22 protein-coding genes are annotated in these 24,185 nt (G+C 71.5%); 5 read left to right on the top strand and 17 right to left on the bottom strand.

All coding sequences use genetic code 11. The features are described from left to right. Nucleotides 1-47: 47 nt before the first annotated feature. Nucleotides 48-2,057: a DUF6541 family protein gene (locus tag C2L58_RS33385; protein ID WP_103341641.1), complete on the top strand. Its 2,010-nt coding sequence runs from the start codon at nt 48-50 to the stop codon at nt 2,055-2,057. A 135-nt stretch (nt 2,058-2,192) separates the two neighbouring features. On the opposite strand, the gene C2L58_RS33380 is transcribed toward C2L58_RS33385, so the two are convergent. Then, the gene (locus C2L58_RS33380) at nt 2,193-3,074 is read right to left on the bottom strand and encodes an LLM class flavin-dependent oxidoreductase (RefSeq protein ID WP_103341640.1); all 882 of its coding nucleotides are present in this window, start codon (nt 3,072-3,074) and stop codon (nt 2,193-2,195) included. A gap of 96 nt (nt 3,075-3,170) precedes the next feature. Here C2L58_RS33380 and C2L58_RS33375 point away from each other — a divergent pair, with 96 nt between their 5' ends. Then, nucleotides 3,171-3,971 carry an HAD family hydrolase gene (locus C2L58_RS33375; RefSeq protein ID WP_103341639.1) on the top strand — a complete coding sequence of 267 codons (801 nt, stop codon included), beginning with the start codon at nt 3,171-3,173 and terminating at the stop codon, nt 3,969-3,971. 4 nt (nt 3,972-3,975) lie between these two features. Here C2L58_RS33375 and C2L58_RS33370 read toward each other — a convergent pair whose 3' ends face one another. The 3 genes from C2L58_RS33370 to C2L58_RS33360 are packed head-to-tail and all read right to left on the bottom strand — an operon-like array spanning nt 3,976 to nt 7,931. Continuing rightward, nucleotides 3,976-4,704, bottom strand: coding sequence for a lysophospholipid acyltransferase family protein (locus tag C2L58_RS33370; RefSeq protein ID WP_103341638.1), 729 nt, complete (start codon nt 4,702-4,704; stop codon nt 3,976-3,978). 9 nt (nt 4,705-4,713) lie between these two features. Next, complete coding sequence (gene wsfD, locus C2L58_RS33365; protein WP_103341637.1) at nt 4,714-6,153, bottom strand: glycan biosynthesis hexose transferase WsfD; 1,440 nt, start codon at nt 6,151-6,153, stop codon at nt 4,714-4,716. Continuing rightward, nucleotides 6,150-7,931, bottom strand: coding sequence for a hypothetical protein (locus tag C2L58_RS33360; protein ID WP_103341636.1), 1,782 nt, complete (start codon nt 7,929-7,931; stop codon nt 6,150-6,152). The genes wsfD and C2L58_RS33360 overlap by 4 nt, the downstream gene beginning before the upstream one ends. Before the next feature lie 268 nt (nt 7,932-8,199). On the opposite strand from C2L58_RS33360, the gene C2L58_RS49990 reads away from it, so the two are divergent. After that, nucleotides 8,200-10,077, top strand: a complete 1,878-nt coding sequence (locus tag C2L58_RS49990) for a DUF6541 family protein (RefSeq protein WP_103341635.1) — start codon at nt 8,200-8,202, stop codon at nt 10,075-10,077. A gap of 178 nt (nt 10,078-10,255) precedes the next feature. On the opposite strand, the gene C2L58_RS33350 is transcribed toward C2L58_RS49990, so the two are convergent. Genes C2L58_RS33350 through C2L58_RS33320 form a run of 7 tightly spaced genes read right to left on the bottom strand, consistent with a single transcriptional unit; the run spans nt 10,256 to nt 16,620 of the window. Next, nucleotides 10,256-11,224 carry a lysylphosphatidylglycerol synthase transmembrane domain-containing protein gene (locus C2L58_RS33350; protein ID WP_103341634.1) on the bottom strand — a complete coding sequence of 323 codons (969 nt, stop codon included), beginning with the start codon at nt 11,222-11,224 and terminating at the stop codon, nt 10,256-10,258. A 12-nt stretch (nt 11,225-11,236) separates the two neighbouring features. After that, nucleotides 11,237-12,481 (bottom strand): acyl-CoA reductase, encoded by a 1,245-nt coding sequence (locus C2L58_RS33345; RefSeq protein WP_103341633.1) that lies wholly within the window; start codon nt 12,479-12,481, stop codon nt 11,237-11,239. Beyond that, nucleotides 12,478-13,530: a LuxE/PaaK family acyltransferase gene (locus C2L58_RS33340; RefSeq protein ID WP_103341632.1), complete on the bottom strand. Its 1,053-nt coding sequence runs from the start codon at nt 13,528-13,530 to the stop codon at nt 12,478-12,480. Before C2L58_RS33340 ends, C2L58_RS33345 begins: the two co-directional genes overlap by 4 nt. Next, nucleotides 13,527-14,921 carry an AMP-binding protein gene (locus C2L58_RS33335; RefSeq protein WP_103341631.1) on the bottom strand — a complete coding sequence of 465 codons (1,395 nt, stop codon included), beginning with the start codon at nt 14,919-14,921 and terminating at the stop codon, nt 13,527-13,529. The genes C2L58_RS33340 and C2L58_RS33335 overlap by 4 nt, the downstream gene beginning before the upstream one ends. Further along, the gene (locus C2L58_RS33330) at nt 14,918-15,652 is read right to left on the bottom strand and encodes a glucose 1-dehydrogenase (RefSeq protein WP_199191575.1); all 735 of its coding nucleotides are present in this window, start codon (nt 15,650-15,652) and stop codon (nt 14,918-14,920) included. Before C2L58_RS33330 ends, C2L58_RS33335 begins: the two co-directional genes overlap by 4 nt. After that, entirely contained in the window at nt 15,645-15,890 is a 246-nt protein-coding gene (locus C2L58_RS33325; RefSeq protein WP_003096467.1) for an acyl carrier protein, read from the bottom strand. The genes C2L58_RS33330 and C2L58_RS33325 overlap by 8 nt, the downstream gene beginning before the upstream one ends. A gap of 10 nt (nt 15,891-15,900) precedes the next feature. Next, nucleotides 15,901-16,620 (bottom strand): UDP-N-acetylglucosamine acyltransferase, encoded by a 720-nt coding sequence (locus C2L58_RS33320; protein WP_103341629.1) that lies wholly within the window; start codon nt 16,618-16,620, stop codon nt 15,901-15,903. Between the two features lie 149 nt (nt 16,621-16,769). On the opposite strand from C2L58_RS33320, the gene C2L58_RS33315 reads away from it, so the two are divergent. After that, complete coding sequence (locus tag C2L58_RS33315) at nt 16,770-17,876, top strand: DegT/DnrJ/EryC1/StrS family aminotransferase (protein ID WP_103341628.1); 1,107 nt, start codon at nt 16,770-16,772, stop codon at nt 17,874-17,876. Next, complete coding sequence (locus C2L58_RS33310) at nt 17,873-18,829, top strand: Gfo/Idh/MocA family protein (RefSeq protein WP_103341627.1); 957 nt, start codon at nt 17,873-17,875, stop codon at nt 18,827-18,829. The genes C2L58_RS33315 and C2L58_RS33310 overlap by 4 nt, the downstream gene beginning before the upstream one ends. On the opposite strand, the gene C2L58_RS33305 is transcribed toward C2L58_RS33310, so the two are convergent. The 6 genes from C2L58_RS33305 to C2L58_RS33280 all read right to left on the bottom strand — a co-directional run bounded on the left by C2L58_RS33305 (nt 18,826) and on the right by C2L58_RS33280 (nt 24,169). Continuing rightward, entirely contained in the window at nt 18,826-20,214 is a 1,389-nt protein-coding gene (locus C2L58_RS33305) for a M20/M25/M40 family metallo-hydrolase (RefSeq protein WP_103341626.1), read from the bottom strand. The two genes, C2L58_RS33310 and C2L58_RS33305, sit on opposite strands and share 4 nt — an antisense overlap. Nucleotides 20,215-20,254: 40 nt before the next feature. Beyond that, nucleotides 20,255-20,965 (bottom strand): hypothetical protein, encoded by a 711-nt coding sequence (locus C2L58_RS33300; RefSeq protein ID WP_103341625.1) that lies wholly within the window; start codon nt 20,963-20,965, stop codon nt 20,255-20,257. Next, the gene (locus C2L58_RS33295) at nt 20,962-21,474 is read right to left on the bottom strand and encodes a SigE family RNA polymerase sigma factor (RefSeq protein ID WP_103341624.1); all 513 of its coding nucleotides are present in this window, start codon (nt 21,472-21,474) and stop codon (nt 20,962-20,964) included. The genes C2L58_RS33300 and C2L58_RS33295 overlap by 4 nt, the downstream gene beginning before the upstream one ends. A gap of 246 nt (nt 21,475-21,720) precedes the next feature. After that, nucleotides 21,721-22,296, bottom strand: a complete 576-nt coding sequence (locus tag C2L58_RS33290) for a Uma2 family endonuclease (protein ID WP_199191574.1) — start codon at nt 22,294-22,296, stop codon at nt 21,721-21,723. Between the two features lie 60 nt (nt 22,297-22,356). Then, nucleotides 22,357-22,986 carry an acyltransferase gene (locus C2L58_RS33285; protein WP_103341623.1) on the bottom strand — a complete coding sequence of 210 codons (630 nt, stop codon included), beginning with the start codon at nt 22,984-22,986 and terminating at the stop codon, nt 22,357-22,359. Further along, nucleotides 22,973-24,169, bottom strand: a complete 1,197-nt coding sequence (locus tag C2L58_RS33280; RefSeq protein WP_103341622.1) for a glycosyltransferase family 4 protein — start codon at nt 24,167-24,169, stop codon at nt 22,973-22,975. The genes C2L58_RS33285 and C2L58_RS33280 overlap by 14 nt, the downstream gene beginning before the upstream one ends. Nucleotides 24,170-24,185 lie beyond the last annotated feature (16 nt).

Genomic DNA, 24,185 nt, shown 5'->3' with positions numbered 1-24,185 from the left:
CCCGCACCCGACTATCACATTTCGGCCTACGACACACCTGGAAAGCAGTGCCTGCACCCGAGGACTTCTGGAGCTACTTCGCCGCGGTGGCCACCTACCTGGCCGTACTCGCGGTGCCTGGCGGCGTCGTCGGGTGGGCCGCCGGTCTCCGCGGCTGGGCCCTCGCCGGGCTCGCGCCGCTGCTCAGCTACGCCATCACCGGCCTGGCCGGCCCGTGGCTGGCCATCGCCCACATCCCGTACGGCTCGCTCAGCGTCGCCGCGGGCACGCTGCTGCTCGCCGCCGTGCTCTACGGCCTGCGCCGGCTCTTCACCGGGCGTGGCTGGTCGACGCCGGGGGCCGAGGAGCCGGCGGAGCCGTGGACCCGCCGGGCGCACCTGGCCGTCGGGGCCTGCGTGGCGATCGCCGTCGCCGTGTCGGTCGCCGTGGTGGTCACCGGCCGCGGCGGGACGACCGCGGTGTTCCAGCGCTGGGACACCGTGTTCCACGCGAACGGCATCCGCTACATCGCCGAGACCGGCGACGGCTCCCTGACCGGCATGGGCACCATCAACTGGTACCCCGGCGGCTCCTTCTACCCGAACGCCTACCACCTGGTCGGCGCCCTGGTCTACGAGCTGTCCGGGACGTCGATCCCGGTCACGCTGAACGCGATCACGATGCCCATCGCCGGGCTGTTCGCGCTGGCCATGGCCGCCTTGGTGCGCCAGCTCGGCGGCCGCGCGGTGTTCGCCGGCAGCGCCGCGCTGGTCGCGGGCGGCGCGACGACCGGGGCGTACGAATCGGTGTCGAGCGGCCTGCTGCCCTTCGCGCTCGGCATCGTGCTGACGCCGCTGGCGGTGATCGCGCTGCAGCGGTTCGTCGTGCGGCCGGGCGTGGACACCGGCGCGGTGCTCGCGCTGAGCGCGACCGGCCTGCTCGCCGCGCACTCGAGCGCGCTGTTCGGGGCGCTCCTGTTCGCCTTCCCGCTGGTGGTGCAGCGCTGGTACCGGGCGCTGCGCGGCCGCCGCGTCGACGGCGTTCCCGAGGGCAGGCGCGCCTGGCGGGTCGTCGGCGGCGACGTCCTGCGCATGGTCCCGGTGATGGTGGCGGCGGGTGTGCTGGCCGCGCCGATGATCCTGGGCGCGCTCACCTTCACGTCCGGGTCGTATCCGTACCACCCCTGGGGCTCCCACATGGCGGTGTGGAAGGCCCTGGCGATGCTGGCGACGTTCAAGCAGGTGCTGCCGGTGCCGCAGATCTGGCTGACGGTGTTCCTCGCCATCGGCGTGTTCACGCTGGTGCGGCTGCGGCGGATGCGCTGGCTGGTGCTCTCGGCGATCGGGCTGTCCACGCTGTTCGTCCTCGTCGCGTGCTTCGGCGGCGAAGAGTGGGTGATCAGCCTGTCGCGGCCCTGGTGGAACGACCGGTTCCGGCTGATGGCGCTGGCGGCGATCCCGCTGTGCCTGCTCGCCGCGCACGGCATGAGCGAGGCCCAGCAGTGGCTGGCGAAGGTCGCGAGCGGACGTGCGTGGGTACGGGCGCGGCCGTGGCTGACCGGCCGGGTCGGGCTGGCGACGGCGGTGCTTCTGGTGGTGGCGATGGGCGTGCTGACCGGCGGGTTCTACCGCGCGGCCAACGCCAAGACGGTGTCGCTGCTCTACTACAACGGCCTGCCCGGCGAGGTGGTCCCGCCGGTCAGCCAGGACGAGATCGACGCGATGGACCGCCTCGGCACGCTCGGCATCCCGGCCGGCCAGAAGGTGCTCAACGACCGGCTCGACGGCACGGCCTGGATGTACGCCCTGACCGGCGTGCACCCGGTCGCCGGCCACTATGACGCGGGCGTGGCCCCGCCGGACGCGCTGTACCTGGCCCAGCACTTCGCCGACTACGACAGCGACCCGCAGGTGCGCGCGGCCGTTCAGCGGCTCGACGTCCATTACGTGCTGGTGGGCAGCGGCACCATCCGCCGGGACACACCCATCGCGCCGGGCCTGCGGCACCTGGACGGGCACGACTTCCTCGAAGTCGTGTACCGGAACCCGGGTGCGACCATCTACCGGATCGTGAAGTAGAACGCCCTCGTGGCCGCGGCGCCCCTCCGCGGCCACGAGGGCCCCCGCACCCCCCGGGGTGGTCTCGTCTGCAAAGTACCGACGCCCGGGGCGCGACAATCGGTTTCCCGATCACCGCAATGTCACTCGTTCGGACTAGTGGAGCTCCGGCAGGACGTCGCTCGCGACCTGCTCCAGGACGGCTTCCCGGCCCTCGTAGGGCGACGACGACCGCGGCCAGTGCGAGATGACGTCGGTGAAGCCCAGCTCCCGCGCCCGGCCCACCGCGTCACGGAACGCCTCGACGCTGGTCAGCGAAAAGACCGGCGACGCGTCCAGGCTGAGGTGCCGCTGGATGCTCGCCCGCTCGCGGCCCACCGCGTCCAGCCGCTGGTCGAAGACCTCGGTGAGCTGCTTGATGCCGGCCCACCACTCGTCGGCGGTGTCGCCGCCCTTGCCGGTGGTCACCCAGCCCGCGCCGAAGCGCGCGGCGAGGGTCATCGTGCGCGGCCCGTTCGCCGCGACGACGAACGGCAGCCGCGGCCGCTGGACCGGGCCGGGCAGGTTGCGGGCCCCGCGGGCCCGGTAGTACTCGCCGTCGAAGTCGAACTTGTCGGTCATGAGCAGCCCGTCGAGCGCCTCGACGAACTCGGTGAAGCGGTCGACGCGCTGCTTGGGCGTCAGCTCGGGGGCGTCGAGCACCGCGCCGTCGTAGTGGTGGTGGTCGACACCCGCGCCGACGCCGAGGACGAGCCGGCCGTCCGAGACGTCGTCGAGGGTGTTCAGCTCGCGCATGAACGGCACGGGGTGCCGGGCGACCGGCGACGCGACGAACGTGCCGAGCCGGATGCGGGACGTCACCATCGCCGCCGCGGTCAGGGTCGGGACGGCGGAGAACCAGGGTCCGTCGACCAGGTTGCGCCAGCCCAGGTGGTCGTAGGTCCAGGCGTGGTCGAAGCCGTACTCCTCGGCCGCGCGCCACTTCGGCTCGGCGGCCCACCAACGATCTTCCGGAAGAATCACGATGCCAACTCGCACGGGTCCGGACGCTATCGGTTACCACCGGCCGTCGCACGGACGGGGAAGTCTTCCCCCGAACGAGTCAGGGACAATGGCCGGGTGGAGAGACCCCAGTTGATCGCGTCCGACGTCGACGGCACCCTGCTCGGCCCCTCCGAATCCCTGACCGGCCGCACGATCGCGGCCGTCCGCCGGGCGATCGAGGCGGGAGTGCCGTTCGTCCTGGCCAGCGGCCGCCCGCCGCGGTGGATCGCCCCGATCGCGAAGCCGCTCGAGCTCACCGGGTACGCGGTGTGCGCGAACGGCGCGGTCCTGTACGACTGCGGCCGCGAAGAGGTCATCGAGGTGCACGGCCTGCTCGAGCCCACGCTGCTGCACGACATCGCGCACGCGCTCGATAAGGCGCTGCCGGGTTGCCGGCTGGCGACCGAGCGCGTCAGCACCGGCGCGGTCGACCACGACATGCGCAACTTCGTGATCGAGCCGGACTACCACAACCCGTGGGGCGACGGCGAAGGCCGCACCGGGCCGCGCGCCGAGGTCCTCGGGCACCCGGCGATCAAGCTGCTGGTCAGCCACCGCGGGATGTCGTCCCAGGAGATGGCGGACGCGGTCGACGCGCTGTTCGACCGGGACGTCGACGTGACGTACTCGTCGTCGGGCGGCCTGGTCGAGGTGTCCGCGCACGGCATCACCAAGGCGACCGGCCTCGCCGACGTCGCCGAGCGGCTGGAAGTCGACCCCGCGCAGGTGATCGCGTTCGGCGACATGCCCAACGACGTCGAGATGCTCCGCTGGGCCGGCCACGGCGTCGCGATGCAGAACGGGCACCCGAAGCTGCTCGCGGTGGCCGACGAGGTCACCGGCCCGGCCGGCGAGGACGGCGTCGCGCAGGTTCTCGAGCGCTGGTTCTAGCTCTCTAGTGGCGGTCGAGCTCGGCCGCTTCGGCCGGGGTCGGCGCCGTGCCGCCCAGGTGGGCGGGCAGCCACCAGCGGTCCTCGTCGGACGCCGGCTGGTCCGGGTACTCGGCCTGGGCCCGGTCGAGCAGCGCGCTCATCCGGGTGCGCAGCTCCTTGGTCACGACGTCCCAGTCGTCACCCTTCGCCGGGTGCATCGGCTCGCCGATGAGGATCGAGACGGGCACGTGCCGGCGGGTCAGGTCCTTCGGCCGGCCCTTCGTCCAGAGCCGCTGGGTGCCCCACAGCGCCATCGGCACCACCGGGACGTGGGCCGCCGCGGCCATCCGGACGGCGCCCGACTTGATCTCCTTGACGGTGAACGACCGGCTGATGGTGGCTTCGGGGAAGACGCCGACGACCTCGCCGGACTGCAGCTTCCCGAGCGCCTCGCGGTAGGAGGCGAGCCCGGCGGAGCGGTCGACGGAGATGTGGTGCATGCCGCGCATCAGCGGCCCGGCGATGCGGTTGTCGAAGATCTCCTTCTTCGCCATGAACCGCGTCAGCCGCTTGGCCGGGCGGGCGCCGAGGCCGCAGAAGATGAAGTCCAGGTAGCTCACGTGGTTGCAGGCGATGACCGCACCGCCGCGGCGCGGGATGTGCTCCGCACCTTCGATCCGGATGCGGTTGTCGAGTACCCGGAACATCGTCCGGGCCGCCGCGATCACGGGCGGGTAAACCAGGTCAGCCATCCGGCAAGGTTACGGGACCGTAGGTTCGGAACGACGGTTCAGCGGGGAAGAACACAATACGAGCGCGATCAGCAGCGCGAACAGGGCGACGGACTGGTGCTTGACGCCCTCGATGCCGTCGCCCAGCGCCGCCGTGCCGAACTGCGTCACCGAGACGGCGAGCAGGAACGCGGGCGCGACCCCCAGCGCGGTCCGGCGTCGTCGCCAGGCCCTGACCGCCGCGATCAGCCAGATCGGCACCAGCGCGAACAGCCCGAGCGGGGCGATCAGGCCGGTCAGCCACGACACCACCGGCACCCGGTGCTCCTGGGCGTGCGGCGGGAACCCGGCGCTCTGGTCGAAGCTGCCGAGGTAGTCCGGGCGCGCCGTGAGCTGGTCGGTCGCGGCGCGGTCGAGCACCTCGAGGGTCCGGCCCGGGTGCGTGGCGAAGTACGTCACGACGTTCCGGCGGCTGATCTTGTCGCGGTACCGCGGGTACAGCGGGTCCATCGTGGCCGGGTGCGGGTGCCACCAGCCGTTGCCCGCGTACTGCGCGAACGACGGCGGCAGCCCGAGCTCGGCCAGGTCGGCCCGGGTGTCGTGCCGCCCGTCGACGATGTTGAGGAAGATCGAGTTGAAGACGTTGATCTCGCGCGAGTCGTCGCCCGGGAACTCGGTGTACGTGCCGTCAGGGGCTCGCGCGGGCTCGACGCTCTGCTGCGCGTAGAGCGTGACGGCGCCGATCGCGCCGATGACCAGCACCGCCGACGCCCACCGCTTGGCCCCGCGCAGCCTGCCCGGCCGGACCAGCAGGATCGCCGGCGCGAGGATCGGCAGGATGATCAGCGTCTGGACCTTGGCGTTGACCGCCAGGACGCCGCCCACGAACGTCACCGCCATGCCCGCGTGGCTCCACCGGCCCTCGCGCGCGGTCAGGAGCAGGCCACCGGCGGCGAGCAGCAGGCCGAGGAAGGCCGCGCCTTCGCCGAGGATCGCCGCGAAGTACCCGAAGAACGCCGAATCCGCGACGACCAGCAGGAGCCCGGCCGCCACGAACAGCCGGGTGCGGCGCGGGTGCGGCAGGCCGAGCACGATCGCGGTGATCGCCGCCGCCGCGATGACGCTGCTCAGCAGGCCCAGGATGACGAGGCTCAGCGTGCCGGGGAGGCCGATCAGCCGGCCGATCCGGACGGCGAGGTCCGCGAGCCAGCTCTGCGTGAGCAGGTACGTCGGGCGGCACGGCGGCGTCCCCGGCGCGGGCGTGTAGGCGAGGTGGACGAACGGCTCGGGCAGGCCCTTCCAGGTGATCCCGGCACCGCACAGCACCCGGCCGCCGTCGCCGTTGTTGGACATCGCGATCGGCCGCGGCACCAGGAACCGCACCACGAACAGGGCGAGCGACGTGCCGAACACCCCGAGCCCGAGCCGCGCCTCGGCGCTCAGCTGCCGGTCCGGGGCCTCGAGCTTCACGAAGGACAGGGTACGTAGCGGAAGTCCGGTCCCTGGTCGAGGTCGGCGACCAGGGTCTTCACCTGTTCCGCCCGCGGGTACACCGAGACCCAGTAGGGCGTGCCGACGCGGCGGAAGGTCGCGACCTCGTACTTGCCCGCGTACACCGGGTCGATCGCGCAGTGCTGGCGGTCGGCGTAACCGCCGTCGGCGGGCACGGCGACGGTCGGGCGGCGGACGTTGACGACGTAGTCGTAGTCGGTCGCGGTGCCGCCGTCGTGCCGTCCTTCGCGGGCGATGTGGTCGTCGGTGCGGCCGAGGACGTCGATGATGAGCAACGGCCCGCCGTGGGCGGCGAGCGCGCCGGGCGCGGCGGTGCTGACCACCGATCCGGGCGGCAGGTAATCGCCCAGCCAGCCGCCGATTTCGGCGAGCTCGGTGCCGTGCGAGTGCCAGACGCGGACGCGGTCGAGCATCTCGGGGCTGAACACCGAGACGAGGATCGCGATCCCGGCCAGCCCGCAGGCGGTCACCGGCACCAGCCGCGTCCCACCGGTCCACGGCTTCGGCCGCGGCGACGGCTTGGCCACGACGTTCACGGTCAGCACGCCGTACGTCCCCGCGGCCGCGACGGCGAGCAGCGGCGGCAGCGGGGCCAGCAGCCGCCACGACGGGCCCGGATCGCCGCCGATGAGCACCGCGGCCGTGGCCAGCCCGGCGGCCATCGCGAACAACAGCCAGAGCAGGGCCCGGGCCTCCACGGCGGTGCCCACCACGGCATTGCCCCGAGCCGGGGACTCCGCCACCCGGGAAGCCGCTGTGCCCACCGCGGCTTCACCCCGAGCCGGCGCCTCCCGGGACCCGCGAACGGCAGCCGCGCCCACCACGGCATCGCCCCGAGCCGCCGTTTCGGTGCGGCGCAGCGCCAGCGCGACCGCGGCGACCAGCCCCAGCAGCAGGAATCCCTGGTGCGCCAGGGCGAACCCGGACAGGTACGGCCAGCCGGCGGCGACGCGCGCGTCGAGCGTCCCACCGAGCTTCGCGGCCAGCGGCGCGGGGACGAAGTGCTGGTAAAACGTCGCGCGCCAGGCCAGCCGCGGGATCAGGAAGACCAGCGCGCTTTGCACGTACCCGACCGGCGCCCACCAGCTGTGCCTCCCCTTGAGCGCGGCGCCGGCGAGCCACAGGCCGGCCAGCACGGCGACCACCAGGCCTTCCGGGCTGGTCATGACGGCGAAAGCGACGAGCACCCCGGCGACGACCGGGCGGCGCGCGGCGAGCGCGTAGCCGGTGGCCAGGACGAGCAGCACGAACAGCGGGACCTCGGAGCCCGAAGCCCCGTACACGGCGAGGCCGCCGGCGCTCGCGGTGAGCACGGCGGCGGCGACGCCGATCGCCGGGCGCGGCGCGGCGACGATCCGGTTGACCAGGAAGCAGGACACGAGCACGCAGCCGAGCGCGGCGACGACCCCCAGGACGACGGCCGTGGTGCGGACGTCGGCCCCGAACGCGGCGCGCGGCAGGGCGACCAGCACCAGCCAGAGGAAGTTCGTGTACCCCTCGACGCGTTCGCCGGGGTTGAAGACCGGGCCGTTGCCGTCGGCGATGTTCTGCGCGTAGCGGAACGTGACGAGCGCGTCCTCGGTGACGGTCGCGAACAGCAGCTGGTGCAGCAGGGAAAGGCCGAGGACGAGGGTCAGGACGAACGCGCGCCAGCCGCGGTCGGCGTCGAGGCGGTGCCAGGTCAGCACCACGATCGCGGCGACGACCAGCCACGCCACCACGACCGCGTAGACCACCCGGCCCCCTCCACCTCGTCACCGCACCCGCCCGGCCGGTTCCCCGGCCAGGTTATCGGTCCTCGGCGGCGAGGCGTTTCCCGTGAGCCGAGCACAGGCCCGAATTGGGGCGGATCACTTCGCCGGCGACAGTCAATCAGGGAAATTCACGGCCCAGAATAACCCGAACGGGTGCCGCCTCCGACGGTTGAAGTGACGTCCCGGAAAAGCACCGATCGGGGTGCCGGCACAGCGCATCCGGCCGGCCATTCCGGGCTTAGTCTCGAGCGTGCTCTCCGCCGGCATCGCCATTGTCGTCATCGTCGTGCCCGGTCTCGTGATCGGTCTCGCCGCGGGTTTGCGCGGCTGGGTCGTGGCCGGGATGGCGCCGTTGCTGAGCTACGCCGCCGGCGGGCTGACCGGTCCGTGGGCCGCGGCGGCCGGGCTGCCGTTCACCCCGCTGACCTACGCCGGCTCGGCCGTCGTGTTCGCCGCGATCGCCTTCGGTGTCCGGAGGAGCACGGTGCGCCGCCGCCGACCGGCGCCCGATCCGGGGCTGTGGGCGCGGCGCGGGCACCTGGCGGTGCTGGCGTGCCTGCTGTTCGCGGCGGCGATCGGGACGGCCGCCGTGCTGCTCGGGCTGGGCTGCATCGGGGCGCTCCCGCAGGGCTTCGACGCGGTCTACCACGGCAACGCCGTCCGCTACATCGCCGCCACGGGCGACGGCAGCCTGTTCGGCACGGGCCACGTGAACTGGTACGGCGACGCGGCGCCGGTGTTCTACCCCAACGCCTACCACCTGCTGGCGGCGGTGACCTACCGGCTCGGCGGGGTGTCGATCCCGGAGACGCTGGACGCGAACACGGTGCTGCTGCCGGCGTTGCTGGCGTTGTCGCTGGTGACGCTGGTGCGGGAGTTCCGCGGCCGGGCGGTGCTCGCCGGCGCGGTGGCGCTGACGGCGGTGGCGCCGGTGATGGGCGTCTACGAGTCGATGAGCCGGGGGCCGCTGCTGCCGTTCGCGCTGGGGGTGGCGTTGACGCCGCTGGCCGCGGTGGCCCTGCGCCGCTACCTGGAGCGGCCCGCACCGGACACGGCGCTGGTGCTCGTGCTGGCCGCGGCGGGGCTGCTGTGCATTCATTCGTCGACGTTGTTCGGCGGGATCCTGTTCGCCGGGCCGCTGCTGGTGCAGCGCTGGCTCACGGGGTGGCGCCGGCTCGGCCGCGACCTCCTGGCGCTGCTGCCGATCGCGGTGGTTTCGCTGCTGGTGGCCTGGCTGCAGCTGTTCGGGGCACTGGGGCTGGCGGTGCCGTACTACGGCTGGCCGAGTGAGTACCGCGCCTCGACGGCGCTGGGTGCGCTGCTGGGGTTCCAGCACCTCGAGCCGCACCCGCAGGTGTGGCTGTCGGTGGCGTTGTTCCTGGGGATCGTGTTCTTCGCGCGGGCGGGTGAGCTGCGCTGGATCGGCCTGACGGCGGCGGTGACCGGCCTGGCCTACATGGCGGTGGCGTCGTCGAACGCACCGATCGCCATGGCGCTGTCGCGGCCCTGGTGGGACGACCCGTACCGGTTCTTCTCGATGGCCGCGGTCCCGCTGTCGGTCCTGGCGGCCCACGGCCTGGCCTCGACACAGGCCTGGCTACGCGATCGGCTGCCGTCCCGGGTCCCGCCGGTCGCTGTCGTCTCGGTGGTCCTGCTGGGGTTCGTGCTGCTCACGAACGGGCTGTACGTCCGCTCCAACGGGCACCAGGTGTACCTGGGCTACCAGGCGGCGGACCCGTCGACGCTGCCCGTGACGCCCGGTGAGCAGACGGCGATGGCGGAACTCGGCGCGCGGGCCGGACCCGGCGAATGGGCCATGAACGACCGGTTCGACGGAACCGCGTGGACATACGCGTTGACAGGAATTCGAACGGTCGCCGCGCATTTCGACGAAACTTCCCCACCGGCGGACGCGGTGCTGCTGGCGAACCGCTTTCGAAACTATTCGACGGACCCGGCGGTGCGGGCGGCGGTGCGCCGGCTGAACATCCATTGGGTCATTCTGGGAAAACCGGCCGCCGAACCGGGCCGGCCTTATCAGCCGGGGTTGACCGGATTGGCGGGCGAGCCGTTCTTGAGGGCGGTGTACCGGAACCCGGACGCGGTGATCTACCGGCTGGTGCCGTGAGGGGTGGGCTCGGCGTCGGCGGCTCTGGTCGGCCGGGCGATCGAGCGTGGTCACCGCCGCGCGGTGGGCAGCTCGGGCACCGCGCGGCACCGGCCGGCCAGCGCATGCGCTCCAGCGAGCGGGTCGGAGTTGTCCACATGTGCGTAAGGCCTGTGGACAACCGGGGGACAACCCCGGGTCAGGCGGGGGTGGCCGCGGGGCGGACCGAGCGGGCCGCGACCGCCGCGAAGCCCGCCGTCAGGAGATCCGCCACCGTGAACATCACGCGGGACGCCACCGCGAACGCCGTGGCCTGGCCGACCGTCAAGCCACTGGCCGTCAGGACCGCGACCTGGGCCACCTCGCGGACGCCGACGCCGCTGGGGAGGATGAACGCGAACGTGCCCACCGTCATCGCCACGGCCATCGCGCCCACGCACAGCACGAAGCCGCTGAGGCCCGGCGTGCCCACCGAGTTGGCCAGCAGCCAGAGGTGGACACCCTGCAGGCACCACGCCGCTGTCGAGGCGCCGAAGACCTTGCCGATCACGCGCCAGCCCAGTGGGTGCTGCAGCGGCGGACGGCGGAGGATCCGCAGCACGAGCGAGGTGCCCCAGGTGAGGATCTTCGGGTGCAGCATCGCCAGGCCGAGCGGGATGAGCACGAACAGCCACAGCGCGCGCGGGCTGTTGCTGAACACCGCGGGGGCCGCCAGGAGCGACACCACCAGCGCCGACACCACGCCCACGCCGAGCTGGATCAGGGAACCGGTGAAGATCCGGGCGCGGGCCAGGCCCGCCTTGCGGCCCAGCTCCATCTGCAGCAGGTACGCCCAGACCGAGCCCGGCACGTACTTGCCGAGCGAGCCGACCAGGCAGATCTGCGCACCGCGGGCGTAGCCGATCGGCTCGCCCAGGTCGTCGACCATCACCTGCCAGCCCCAGGTCGACACCAGGATCGCCGCGACCAGGGCGACCAGGCTGAGCAGGGACGACTCCCAGGCGACATCACGCAGGGTGTGCCAGAACTCGCCCCAGTTGGCCGCCAGCTGCTTCGCCGCGAAGCCGATGACCAGCAGGATCGCCACCCACCGGACGACGTCGAGGATCTTCGCCCGGGTGGACTTCGGCTGCTTGCCGGCAGCCGGCAGGTCCTCAACTGTCGTCATCGACGGCTCTCCTCAGGCCTGGACCGTGACCAGGCGGCTGAACTCGGACAGCAGATCGTAGCCGTCCCACACCGCCGAGAAGGTCAGGGCCGAGCCGAACGGCACGATCCGGTCGACGCCGCGGCCCGCGAGCTCGTGCGCGAACGCCGTCAGCTCCTCGGCCGTGAAGCCGAACTGGCTGACCGTCTGGTCCTTGCGGAGCACGATCGGCACCAGGTCGGCCAGCGAGGACACGCGCGCGTTGGCGAACGTGCCGGCGCCGAGCCACTCGCGCGGCAGCACCGCCGGGTCGGTCAGCTCGAGCGTGGCCAGGCCGTTGCCCTGGAACGCGATCTCCTTGACCAGTCCGTCGGCCGCCGCGCCGTACGCCGAGACGCGCTTCTGGACCGCCATCGCGGGCTCGGTGACGTGCTGCTTCGTCTCCAGCACCGCCGCCAGCAGCGTGCGGAACTCCTGCCCCGCGGCCCGGGCGCCGGGCTCGTCGCCGACCCAGAACACCGCGCGCGGGGACGAGCAGGCGGCCTGGTCGAACCAGTACGAGTCGTTGTAGAAGCCTTCGGCGGCCGCGCGGCGCTCTTCGGAGGACGCTCGCTGCCAGCCCGCCACCGACGCGACGGCGAACGAGGACCGGTCCGGGAACGTCAGGTCACGCGCGTGCGGGGCCAGGGGGTACTTGCGCAGGGCCGCGACCGAGCCGTCGCCGCCCCAGATGACGCGCAGGTCCGCGGCCAGCGACAGGGCGCCGCTCACCTCGTCGCTGCGGTCGTAGGTCACCATGCGCTGGGTGGCCGTGATGGCGGCCGCGGTCGCCGGGTCCACTTCGGACAGTGCCGCGTTCAGCGCCTCCAGCACCGCCTCGGCGGCCCCCGCCGAGCGCGACGACACCCGCACGACGTTGTGGTTGCCCGCCAGCGCGGACAGCGCCCACGAGTAGACGAAGATCGTGTCGACGTTCGCCGGCGGCACGTGGAACACCAGCCCGCGCGGGAACCGCAGCGCGGTGCCCGAAGTGTCCAGAGTGGACAGCGCCTTGGCGATTTCGCCCTTGCGCAGGAAGAAGCCGAGCGACGCCAGCTCCGGGAACCGGCGCGCGGTGGCCGGGGCCAGCAGCTTGCGGGCGAACTTCGTGACGAACTCGACGATCCGCGGGTCGCCGACGCGCAACCGGCCACCCGGCGGCTCAGCGCGCAGCTGGGAGACCAGCTCGCCGACCTCGATGCCGGAAGCGGCGGGGAACCGCTGGGTCAGGGAAGTCATGCCGCCGCTCCCGAAAACGTGTCGGAGCAGCCGCGGGCCTCCGCCTTCGGCAGCCGCCCGAGCACGGAGAAGTGCTTGCCCGGCCAGTCGCCGTCGTCGATGCCGTTGTACACGCCGAGGTCTTCGGTCAGCAGGACGTGCCCCGGGTAGGACCGCGGCAGCGTCGAGACGACCTCGATCACGCCCGGCGCCCCGACCGGCTGCTCTTCCCACGTCTCCGGGTTCCGGATCACGACGTCGGCGAAGTCCGGGCAGTACAGCGAGTTCCCGGACGGGCCTTCGAGGAACACCGTGCCGATCTGCTCGATCATCCCGTAGTAGTTGTGGATCCGGGTGAGCCCGGTGTCCTCCTTGAACCGCCGCCGGAACTCCGTGTTGTCGACCGCGCGATCGATCAGCTTCTTCCAGCCACCGCTGTGGATCAGGATGCCGTTCGACAGGTCCAGCCCGTGGTCCCGCGCGACCTCGTAGAGGTACAGCCACACCATGAAGGTGAAACCGAAGATCAGGAACGGCTTGTCGCCGTACTCCGCCAGGAACTTCTTGACGGCCTCGATGTCCGGCTGGTCGTTTTCGTCGAGCACGTACGTGTGCTTGCGGCCGAAGTTCGCCATGCCCAGCACGCCGGCGCCGCGCGCGGAGAACGAGCGGCGGTTCTTGATGATGCCGATCGTGTCGACCATCAGCATCGGCAGCCGCTCGCCGCCGAGGACCTCCTGCAGCGTCGCGCCCAGCTGCTTGGTCTGCGCGCCCGCCGCCTCCTTGTCCAGGTAGATCCGCGACGCGCCGGCGCCGGTGGTGCCGGACGACGTGAGGGTCTTGAACACCTCGCTGTCCGGCACGGACTTCAGGTCGTGGGTCTTGAACATGCGCACCGGCAGCCACGGCAGGTCGGCGATCGTGGCGAAAGAGGCGTCGGACGCGATCCCCAGCGAGGCCAAGATCCGGTCGTAGCCCTCGGAGTTCGCCCGGTGGTGGGCCGTCAGCGCGGCCAGCTCGGGCAGCAGCAAGGCTTCCCGGTCGGCCTGCGACCGCGTGAACACACTCATACCCGCCCCTCCAAGGTCCGGTAGTCGATCTTGCCGCTGGCCAGCAGCGGCACGGTTTCGATCGGGCGGACGTCGAACCCGCTGACGTGCAGGTGCAGCCGCTCGGACAGCGCCCGCGACGCGTCCTTGCAGATGTCCTTGTCGACCCCTTCGGCGAACAGCACGACCTTGTCTCCGGCGGCCACCGCGGCCACCACGTCGATCCCCACCGCCGCCGTGCGCGCGGCCTGCTCGAGGTCGTCGAGACTGACGCGGTTGCCGAAGACCTTGCCGATGCGCTTGAGCCGGCCGGTGATGAACAGGTAGCCCTCTTGGTCGAGGTACCCGAGGTCACCGGTGGCCAGCACGCCACCGAATTCGTCGCCCTTGGCCAGTCCGGACTCGTCGTCCGCATAGCCCATCATCACGTTGGGCCCACGGTAGACGACCTCACCGACAATTTTCGGGTGCGTGGTCTCCGAGCCGTCGTCCCGGCGGACCGAGAACTTCCCGCCCGGCAGCGCCGGCCCGGCGGAACCGAGCTTTTCGGCCAGCCGTTCGGCGGGCACCGTCGTCATCCGCGGCGACGCCTCGGTCTGGCCGTACATGACGTACATCCGGCCGCCGACGGCGAGCATCCTGTCGTTGAACTCGGCGATCAGCTCGTCGCGCAGCTTCCCGCCGGCCTGCGTCAACGTCCGCAGCGTCGGGTACTTCGCGGGGTCGAACTTGAGCCGCCGCAGCATTTCGTAGTGGTACGGGACACCCGAAAGCGACGTGACGCCGTGGGCGGTCACCGCGTCCCAGAACCCGCGGCCGAGCACGCCCGACGGCTCGATCACGACGGTCGCGTCTCGCACCAGGTGCGAGTTCAGCACCGACAGGCCGTAGCTGTAGTGCAGCGGCAGGCACGTCGGCGCGACCTCGTCGGCGTCGATGTGCAGCACCTGCGCGATGGCGTCGGCGTTGGTGAGGATCGCCTCGCGGGAAAGCCGGACGAGCTTCGGGTTGCCGGTCGAGCCGCTGGTCGGGAGCAGGACGGCGAGGTCGGGGTGCGGGCTGACGCCGTCAGCCGAAGAGCGGACCCAGTCGTCACCCCGGACGAAGTACCCGTCCGGCGCGTCACCGGAGGCCGACAGCACGGCCGCCGGGCGGAAGCGCGAGACCAGCCCGGCGAGCACGTCGGCGTCGAGGGCCGGGTCGATCAGCGCGATCGCGCGCCCGGACTCGAACGCGCCCAGGTAGGTCAGCACGCTCGGCAGGTCGACCGCCATCCGCGCGAAGACGACCCCGGTGGGCAGCGCGCTCAGCGCCTCCATCGCGCGGCCGACCTCGGCCGCCAGTTCCGCGCCCGCCAGCGTGCGGCCCCCGGCCACGTCCACCAGCCGAGCCCCCGCACCCAGCAACGTCACAGCACCAAGCCTCCGTCGATCCCCAGCACCTGGCCGGTGATGAACGACGCTTCGTCGCTCACCAGGAACCGGATCGCGTTCGCGACCTCTTCGGGCCGGCCCAGGCGCCCGAGCGGCGTCCGGCCCGAGTTTTCGGCCTTCGCGTCCTCGCTCAGGCCCGCGGTCAGATCGGTCTCGATCACGCCCGGCGCGACCGCGTTGACGCGGATGCCGGACCGGCCGAGCTCCTTCGCCGCCGAACGCGCGATGTTCGCCACCGCCGCCTTCGACGCCGCATACACGGTCTGACCAGCGCTTCCGTACTCGCCGACGATCGAAGCGAGCACGACGATCGAGCCGGTCTTCTTCCGCATCATCGCCCGGGCCGCGGCCTGGACGGTGTGCAGCGTGCCGGCGACGTTCGTGCTCAGCGTCGTGTCGACGAGGTCTTCCTTGATCATCCCGAGGAGCGCGTCCTCCATGATCCCGGCGTTCGCGACGACGACGTCCAGCTTGCCGTGCTCCTTGGCGACCCCCCTGACCAGCGAAGACACCGCCTTCGCGTCGGTGACGTCCAGCGCGAGCCCGGAGGCGCCCACCGAGGCGGCCGCCTCCTTGGCGCGAGCCTCGTCGCGGCCGGTGAGCACCACCGTCGCGCCCCACTCCACCAAAGCGCGGGCGGTGGCCAGGCCGATCCCCCGCGTCCCGCCGGTGACGAGCGCGACGCGACCGGACAGCGGCAAATCAGTCATTCTTCGACTGCAGCTCGGTCACCATGTCGACGGCGACCTTGAAGCTCGACATGTCGATGACCTGGTCGGTGTCGAATTCGACGTCGAACTCGTCCTCGATGGCCGCGACCAGCGCCATGTGGCCGACCGAGTCCCACGCCTCGATGTCGCGGTACTTCAGGTTCTCGACGTCCACGCCGCCGTCGAGGTCCAGCGCCTCGACGAAGACCTCGCGCAGCTTGGGGGCGACTTCCGACATCAGGCAGCTCCTAGTGCTCTTCGCGCGGGCGGGCGTCCCACGCCTTTACCAAGGTAGAGAGGTCGCCGGGCAGCGTGACGTCCGGGAGACCTTCCTTGCCCTTCAGCCACGGCCCGAGTGCCTCGATCGTCTCCTCGTCGAGACCGCGGCGGGACAGGCCCACCACGTTGACGCCGGTGACGCGGGCCGGGTTGCCGACGGCGATGGTGAACGCGCCGATCTCGCGCCGCACCGCCGAACCCATCCCGATCATCGCGCCGGGCCCGATCACGACCTTCTGGTGCAGGATCGCGCCCATGCCGAGGTTCGCGCCGTCCCAGATGTGGCAGTGGCCACCGGTGACGGCGTTGGAGGCGATCGTGACGCCGTCGCCGACCAGGCAGTCGTGCGCGATGTGGGAGTTGCGGAGGTAGTAGCCGTCGCTGCCGACCGTCGTCGTCCGCCAGGTCCCTTGGTGGACACTCACGTACTCGCGGATCCGGTTGCGGCTGCCGATGACGACGCCGTGGCCGTCGTGGTCCGGGTCGCCGGTCGGGGCGTCTTCCCAGGCCGCCGGGTGGGGGCGGCTGCGGTCCTCGCCGGGCGTGCCGATCGTCACGTGCGGGCCGATCCAGTTCCCGTCGCCGATCCGGACCGGCCCGGCGACCACGGCGAACGGCCCGATGACGTTGTCCTCGCCGAGCTCGACGCCTTCGCCGATGACGGCGGTCGGGTGGATGCGGTTGGCCACGGGCGGGTATCCGTTCGTCGGCGGCTGGGTACTGGGCGTGCCATCGCGCCCGGTAACGTGTGGCCCGCGTTGTTGCAGGGCAGCCGGGCGCAGAACCGGCGGCTCACTGTACCGGACGCGCCGAAATCGCCTGCCGAGAGAGACTGCCCATGATCCCCATCACCGTGGTCGACGTCCGCGACGCGGAGGACCTCGTCGTCGAGGTGCTGCGCTCCGGCGCCATCGCACAGGGACCGATGGTCAAGCGCTTCGAAGACGCCTTCGCGGCGGTCTCCGGGACGAAGCACGCGATCGCGGTCAACAACGGGACCACCGCGCTGGTGGCCGCGCTCCAGGTGCTCGACCTGCGGCCGGGCGACGAGGTCATCACCTCGCCGTTCACCTTCGTGGCGACGCTGAACGCCATTCTCGAGGCCGGCGCCACCGTCCGGTTCGCCGACATCCGGCGCGACGACTTCGCGATCGACCCGGATGCCGTCGCGAAGGCTGTGACGGACCGCACGAAGGTCCTCATGCCGGTGCACCTCTACGGCCAGACGGCCGACATGGGCAAGCTCGCGCCCCTGGCCGCCGAGCGCGGCCTGCACGTGATCGAGGACTCGGCGCAGGCCGTCGGCGCGTCGTTCGAAGGCAAGCCGGCCGGCTCGTTCGGCATCGGCTGCTTCTCGCTGTACGCGACGAAGAACATCACCACCGCCGAGGGCGGCGTCATCACCACGGACGACGACGCGCTGGCCGACAAGCTGCGCGTGCTGCGCAACCAGGGCATGCGCGCCCGCTACCAGTACGAGGTCGCCGGGCACAACTACCGGATGACCGACCTGCACGCCGCCGTCGGCATCCCGCAGCTGGCGAAGCTCGACCAGCTGACCGCCGCCCGCCAGGCGAACGCGAAGCGCCTGTCGGAGGGCCTCGCCGGCACGCCGGGCCTCGACGTCCCGCAGGTGCTGCCGGGCCGCGAGCACGTGTGGCACCAGTACACGGTGCTGGTCGGGCCGCACGCGTTCCTGTCGCGCGACGAGCTCGCCGCGGCGCTGACCGAGCGCGGCATCGGCAACGGCATCTACTACCCCAAGATCGTCTTCGACTACGACTGCTACGCGGGTCACGACCTGATCCCGGGCGCGCGCGTCGAGGACTTCCCGGTGGCCCGCGCCGTTTCGGAGCAGGCGCTGTCGCTGCCGGTGCACCCGCACCTGACCGAGTCCGACCTGGACACCATCATCGAAACCGTTCGCGAGGTACTGGGCGCATGACGCATCGGATCGCTCTGGTCGGTACCGGGAACATGGGTTCCCTCCACGCCCGCGTGCTCGCCGGCAACGAGCGCGTCGACCTGGTCCGCGTGATCGATCCGCGCGAGGAAGCGGGCCGGGCCGTCGCCGAGCGGTACGAAACGCAGTGGACGCCGGAGATCGGTGAACTGTCCGATGTGGACGCCGTGGTGCTCGCGTCGGCCACCGAGGTGCACTACGACCTGGCGCAGGAGATCTTCCGCCAGGGCAAGCCGATGCTGGTCGAGAAGCCGGTCTGCAACAGCTTCGAGAAGTCCCAGGAAATCGTCTCGCTGGCGGCGAAGAACGACATCCCGCTGATGTGCGGGCTGCTGGAGCGCTACAACCCGGCGGTGATGACCGCGCGGGCGCTGGTGCAGGAGCCGATCCACCTGATGGCCCGCCGCCACGGCCCGTACGCGCCGCGCATCAAGACCGGCGTCGCGTGGGACCTGCTGGTGCACGACGTCGACCTGGCGATCCAGTTCTTCGGGGGCGCGACGCCGAAGCGCGTGACCTCCGGCGCGGGCTACTTCCACCCGCAGTCGGCCGACGGCGCCGAGGACACCATCGAGACGGTGCTGTCGTTCCCGACCGGCCTGGCCACGGTGTCGGCCTCGCGGCTGGGGCAGCGGAAGGTCCGGTCGCTGATGGTGTCGGAGCTCGACCGGCTGATCGAGATCGACCTGCTGCGCCGCGACGTCACGATCTACCGGCACATCTCGCACGACTCCGTCACCCCGGACGGCCTCGGCTACCGGCAGCAGACGGTCATCGAGATCCCGGAGCTCGTCACGGCCCGGGAGCCCCTCGCCACCCAGCTGGACCGCTTCTGCGACCTCCTCGAAGGCAAGATCGACGCCGCCGCCGAGCGCGACCTGATCCTGCCCTCGCACCACGTCGTCGAGCAGGTCCTGACGCAGGCCGCGGCCTAGCTCACCGGCACCGGGAACGCGGCCGGGCTCCGGCGCCCGCCGGCGCCCACCGCGCGGACGCCGAAGAAGACGTTGTCCTTCGACAGATCGATCTTCGCCGTCAGCGCCGGGCCGGCGTCGAGGGCGTGCGTCCAGTCCGGGGCGGTCGTTTCGCGCCAGACGACCTCGTAGCTCGTGGCGCCCGGCGTGGCCGTCCAGAGCAGCTCGGAGTCGTTCGTCAGCGCCGCCGTGCGGATCTTCACGCCCTTCGGCGTGCCCGGCGCGGTGGCCAGCGACCACAGCGCGGCGCCGTTCACCCGCGCGACCCGGGCGGTGAACGGGAAGTCGCAGAACTCCGGCAGATCGCCGTACTGGACGCCGTTTTCGACGCGGACGTCCTGGTGCTGGTGCGCGAAGTCCTCGTTCGGTTCGGTGAACCGCGCCGCCGGGTAGCCCTGTTCCAGGAAGCCGATGTGGTCGCCGCCGCGGAGGTAGCGGTCGCGGCGGTAGACGACCCGGACGGTCATGCCGGTCGCGTCGTTCTCCGCCACGGACTTCACGAACCGGGCCAGCTGCCGCGGCGGGGAGTCGTTCTCGCCGCCGATGCTGCGGCGCAGGGTCGCCTCGGCCGGGGTTTCCGCCGTCGGAACGCCTTCGGCGAAGAGGCGGATCGTGAACGGATCGCGCGTGCCGTCGTCGGCGCGGCTCGAGCCGACGATGTCGTCGGTGAACATCGCCTGGACGTCGGTGCCGGCCGCCTTGAACTGCTGCGCCATGAACCGCGAGCCGTACAGGCCCTGTTCCTCGCCCGCGACGGCGGCGAAGACGATCGTCGCGGGCGGCTGCCGGGCCGAGAGCACCCGGGCCAGCTCCAGGACGACCGCGACACCCGAGGCGTCGTCGTCCGCGCCCGGCGCGTCCCCGGTGAAGTCCATGACATCGGTGCGGCGCGAGTCGTAGTGCCCCGAAACGACGTACACGCGGCCGGGATCGGTGGACCCGCGCAGCGTCGCGACGACGTTGGTGATCTTCGTCGGCACCGGGATCCGGTCGGCGGGCGGCTGGACGTACGACTGCAGCTCGACGCTCAGCCGTCCCCCGGAAGTCGCCGCGACCTGCTGGAACTGCGCGAAGAGCCAGTCGCGCGCGGCACCGATGCCGCGGACCGGGTCGTCTTGGGCGGACAGCGTGTGCCGGGTGCCGAACGCGGCCAGCCGCCGCACGGTCGCTTCGATCCGCCGGTCGTCGACCTGGCGGAGCAGCGCGCGCAGTTCCGGATCGGGACGCTGCGGGCGGACCGGGACGCCGGGCCCGCGATCTCCCAGTTCGGCGGCGCCGGCCGGAGCGGCGGCGGCCACCAGGCCGAGGGCGGCCGACGCGGTGAGGAACGCTCGTCGAGAGGTCACGATCCACGTCTTACGCCCGCATCGGGTGGCCGGGTACCGCCTACTTGGTGAGCCGCTTGCCGTCGGCGTCGTAGGCGACCAGCGGCGTCAGGACGGCGGCGTCGGGGACGGCGGCGGGGTCGAACCAGAAGATGACCACGTTCGCGTCCGCGGTCCACCGGGCCAGGTGCGCCTCGACGGTCCGGCCGTGCACCGTGGTCGTGATCTTCGCCGCCGGGCCGGCGAAGTAGCCGAAGACCGGGATGAGCTGGTCGCGGAGCACCTCGCCGCCGTCGGTGGCGTGGAAGCCGAAGGACCGGTCGGAGCCGCGGAACTCGTTCGTCGCCAGCACGGACTGCAGCGAGGCCCCGGATCGGAAGCCGGCCACCAGGCCGAACCGGATGTCCGGCAGCTCCGGCGCGTCGACGGCCCGCGCGTAGAAGACCAGCTCGCCCGACTGAGTCCGGATCCCGGTGCCGACGACGTCCCCGATCGGCTGCTCCGCGGCCGGCGCCGGCGACGTCGTGGACACGGCCGGCGCCGGCGCGGGCGGTTGCGCGACCGGCGCGGACGCGGGCTGCCGCAGTTGGATGGCGAACACCACGACGAGCACGACGGCGGCCGCGGCGGCGACCCCGGCGGCCCCGGTCAGCAGGCGGCGGCGACGCCGCAGGCGCGTGCCGTCGGCCATGATCCGGGCCAGATCGGGCTCGGCGAAGGGCTCGCCGGGCGGCTGCCGGAGGGCGGCGCGGAAGTCGTCGAGTTCGTTCACCGCCCGCTCCTCCCGATCAGCGTGTCCTCCGGGTCCGCCGCTTCGAGTCGCAGCTTGGCCAGCGCCCGCGAGTTCGTGCTCTTCACCGTACCCAGGGAAACGCCGAGCTCACGGGCCACTTCGGCTTCCGGCAGGTCGAAGAAGTGCCGGAGCACGACGACGGCACGTTCGCGGGCGGTGAGCGTCTTGAGCACCGCGGTGAGCCAGGCGCGCTGGGTGACGGCCTTGTCGACGTCGGAGCCGTCCTGCCGCTCGGGCATGGCCTCGGTGGCGTACTCGCGGATCGGGCGCCGCCAGCCGTCGATGACGTGGTTCACCAGGACGGTCCGGGCGTAGCCGTAGGCGTCCTTGTGCCGGACGCGCGACCAGGCCGCGTAGGTGCGCGTGAAGGCGGTCTGGGCGGCGTCTTCCGCCTGGTGGCGGTCGCCGGTGAGCAGGAACGCGGCGTGCGTGAGCCGGGCCGACGACGCGCGAACGAACTCCGCGAACTCCTCGTCGCCACGCGCCATGCGTCACCTCGTTCCGTCCTTCCCAGCGACGGCCGGCGCGCCGGAAGGTTGCTCCGTGGATCTTGTGAGCGTACGCCGAGGTCGACGAAACGTTGTGTAACCGATATCTCGCGCTCGGTCACTGAGTACTAAATTGTCCAGCGTACGGAGCGTGCGGATCCGTGCGTGGGACTTCGCCGCCGGGAGGATCGGGCGGTTTCACGACGGCGGCGCCGGCGTCCGGCGCCGGTGCCGCCGTCATCCACGTCAGGGCCGTTGGGCGCGCGGAGTGGTGAGGGCGTTCAGGTCGATGGTGAGCTCGGCACCGGCGAACTCCAGCTCGGCGACGCCGGACTGTTCCCCGAAGTCTTCGTAGTCCTCATCGACCAGCTGATACGTGACCATGCTGATCGGTGGGTCGAGATCGACGATCCAGTAGTGGTCGATACCCGCCTCGGCGTACTCGGAGAACTTCGTGACCCGGTCGGTCCGCCTGCTCCCCTCGGACAAGACCTCGACAACCATTCGCACATCACCGGCTTGGAGCCGAGCCGGGTTGGTCTCCATGACCTTGGTGCGAGCCACAACCACGTCGGGCACCCGTACGGTGAGCGGCGTCTCGGCGATGACCACCTCGACCTCGCTCCACGCGCTGTACTCGGCCGGAAGCCGCTCGTTGAGCCAATACCCGAGGCGGGTGACCGCCCACTGATGAGCCAGCAACGGACGCGGCGACACTGCGAGAACTCCTTCGACCACTTCGACATGGAACTCCCGGGTTTCCGGTAGTTCAGTCCAGTCGTCGAGGGACAGCAGATGGTGAGGCCATTCCATGACGCTCATCCGCCTTCTCCTCACCGTCAGTTACTGGACGTCATCTTCTCACGCCAGCTTGCCGCATCGCTACTCCTCTGAGTAGTCGCCCGATGGGGCTCCCCAGCCCGAAGTGTTCTGCCCGTGTGACTCCGCGATCTCGCGGCGGCGGGCGTTCTCCGCGCGCACCCGGTCCACTTCGGACTGGATGTACTCCTCGTCGTACCGCTGGAACACCCGCGCCGGATTGCCCGCCACCAGCGTCCGCGGCGGAACGTCCTTCGCCACCACCGAGTTCGGCTGGACCGTCGCGAAGTCGCCGATCGTCACGCCCGCCATGATCACCACCAGGCCGCCGATGAAGCAGCCCTTGCCGATCTTCACCGGCTTGCGCTCGATCAGGTCGCTGCCCGAGTGGTTCTGCAGCGTCATGTTCGCCAGCCAGCTCGAATGCGTGAAGATCAGCGTGTTCAGGCCGATGCTGGTGTGCTCGCCGATCTCCAGGCCGCCGCTCGCGTCGAGGGCCGCGCCCTCGCCGATCCAGCAGTGCTCGCCCATCTCGAGGTTCTCGGGGCTGATGATCTTCACGCGCTCGCGCACGCGGCAGGTCGGCGGCAAGCCGTAAAAAGCCGCGCGCTCGGCGTCGTTCATGTACTGCGAGACGAGCTCGGTCAGGATCTGCGGGCGCAGCCGGTGGCTGCGCTCGTCATCGAAGAACATCGGCTTCCGACACCAGCTTTTCGAACGTGCGGAGGTGCTCCTCCGCGACGACGTCGAGGCCGAAGTTCGACCGCACCAGCTCGCTCTCGCGCTGCGCGATCAGGGCCCGGCGATCCGGGTCGTCGAGCAGCTCGATCACCGTGCGCGCCACGGCTTCCGCGTCGTCCGGGCGCACGAGCAGCACGTTCTCGCCGTTGCGCAGCTCGATGCCCGGGTAGTTGTCCTCGGTGACCGACGCGATCGTCGCCGTGCCGGACAGCATGGCCTCCAGCGACGCGGTGCCGCAGCCGCCGTTGAGGTCGTGCGTGACGATGTCCGCCGCCGCGAAGTACGCCGGGACGTCCTCCTTCGGCACCGCGCCCGTGACGACCAGCGCGTCCGAAACCCCCAGCTCCGCGGCCCGCTTGAGGAACGCGTCGTGGTACACGCGGCCGACGACGACCACCCGCACCCCGGGGTGCTTGTCCAAGATGGACGGCAGCGCCTCGATCAGCGGCAACCGGTTGCGCAGCGGGATGACGTGGCCGAGCGACACGATCAGCGGCGCGTCGCCGATCCCGTGCTCCGCGCGGACGTCCTTCGTCACCGGCTTCGCGAAGTGGCCGGTGTCGACGGCGATCGGGAAGTACTCGGAGTTCGCGTCGCTGGTGCCGTAGCGGTCCACGCAGTAGTCGACGCCCAGCTTGTCGAGGATGACGTACCGCGGCTTGATGTAGGCGAGCATCGGCCGCACGAGCACCGCGTCGAGCAGCCGGAACACCCCGCCGTACAGCTTGTTGTCGCTGATCAGCAGCGTGTGGATGGTCAGCAGCGCCGGGACGCCGTGCCGCCGCGCCCAGATGCCGGCCAGCCACGACAGGTCGAAGAACTGGCCGTGCAGGTGGATCGCGTCCGGCTTGAACTCGTCCAGCAGCTTCCACAGCCGCCGCCAGTTGCCCGGCCGCAGCGACGCGAAGCTCATGTCGAAGTCGATCGACAGGCCGATCTGCGGCATCTTCACCGCCGGGAAGCGCACGACGCGGTAGCCGTCGCGCTCCTCCTCGGCCGGGGCCTCGCCGTACGCGGCCGTGATCGCCAGGACCTCGTGCCCGGCCGCGGCGAACTGCGCCGCGAGCGAGGCCGCCATGTGCGCGCTGCCGCCCACGCGCGGCGGGAAGAAGTTGTTCACCACCGCGATGCGCATCGCACGCCCCTGGCCT

The organism is Amycolatopsis sp. CA-126428 (genome assembly GCF_002904335.1).
In the GTDB taxonomy this organism is placed as follows: Bacteria; Actinomycetota; Actinomycetes; order Mycobacteriales; family Pseudonocardiaceae; genus Amycolatopsis.
The sequence above is the reverse complement of the archived record's forward strand: the minus strand, read 5'-3'. Positions and strand labels throughout refer to the sequence as shown.

Coding starts and splice junctions, on each gene's coding strand:
- C2L58_RS33370 (WP_103341638.1), bottom strand. CDS start 4,704: ATGGCTGACCTGGTTTACCCGCCCGTGATCGCGGCGGCCCGGACGATG.
- C2L58_RS33350 (WP_103341634.1), bottom strand. CDS start 11,224: ATGACGACAGTTGAGGACCTGCCGGCTGCCGGCAAGCAGCCGAAGTCC.
- C2L58_RS33345 (WP_103341633.1), bottom strand. CDS start 12,481: ATGACTTCCCTGACCCAGCGGTTCCCCGCCGCTTCCGGCATCGAGGTC.
- C2L58_RS33340 (WP_103341632.1), bottom strand. CDS start 13,530: ATGAGTGTGTTCACGCGGTCGCAGGCCGACCGGGAAGCCTTGCTGCTG.
- C2L58_RS33330 (WP_199191575.1), bottom strand. CDS start 15,652: ATGACTGATTTGCCGCTGTCCGGTCGCGTCGCGCTCGTCACCGGCGGG.
- C2L58_RS33325 (WP_003096467.1), bottom strand. CDS start 15,890: ATGTCGGAAGTCGCCCCCAAGCTGCGCGAGGTCTTCGTCGAGGCGCTG.
- C2L58_RS33315 (WP_103341628.1), top strand. CDS start 16,770: ATGATCCCCATCACCGTGGTCGACGTCCGCGACGCGGAGGACCTCGTC.
- C2L58_RS33310 (WP_103341627.1), top strand. CDS start 17,873: ATGACGCATCGGATCGCTCTGGTCGGTACCGGGAACATGGGTTCCCTC.
- C2L58_RS33295 (WP_103341624.1), bottom strand. CDS start 21,474: ATGGCGCGTGGCGACGAGGAGTTCGCGGAGTTCGTTCGCGCGTCGTCG.
- C2L58_RS33290 (WP_199191574.1), bottom strand. CDS start 22,296: ATGAGCGTCATGGAATGGCCTCACCATCTGCTGTCCCTCGACGACTGG.
- C2L58_RS33285 (WP_103341623.1), bottom strand. CDS start 22,986: ATGTTCTTCGATGACGAGCGCAGCCACCGGCTGCGCCCGCAGATCCTG.
- C2L58_RS33280 (WP_103341622.1), bottom strand. CDS start 24,169: ATGCGCATCGCGGTGGTGAACAACTTCTTCCCGCCGCGCGTGGGCGGC.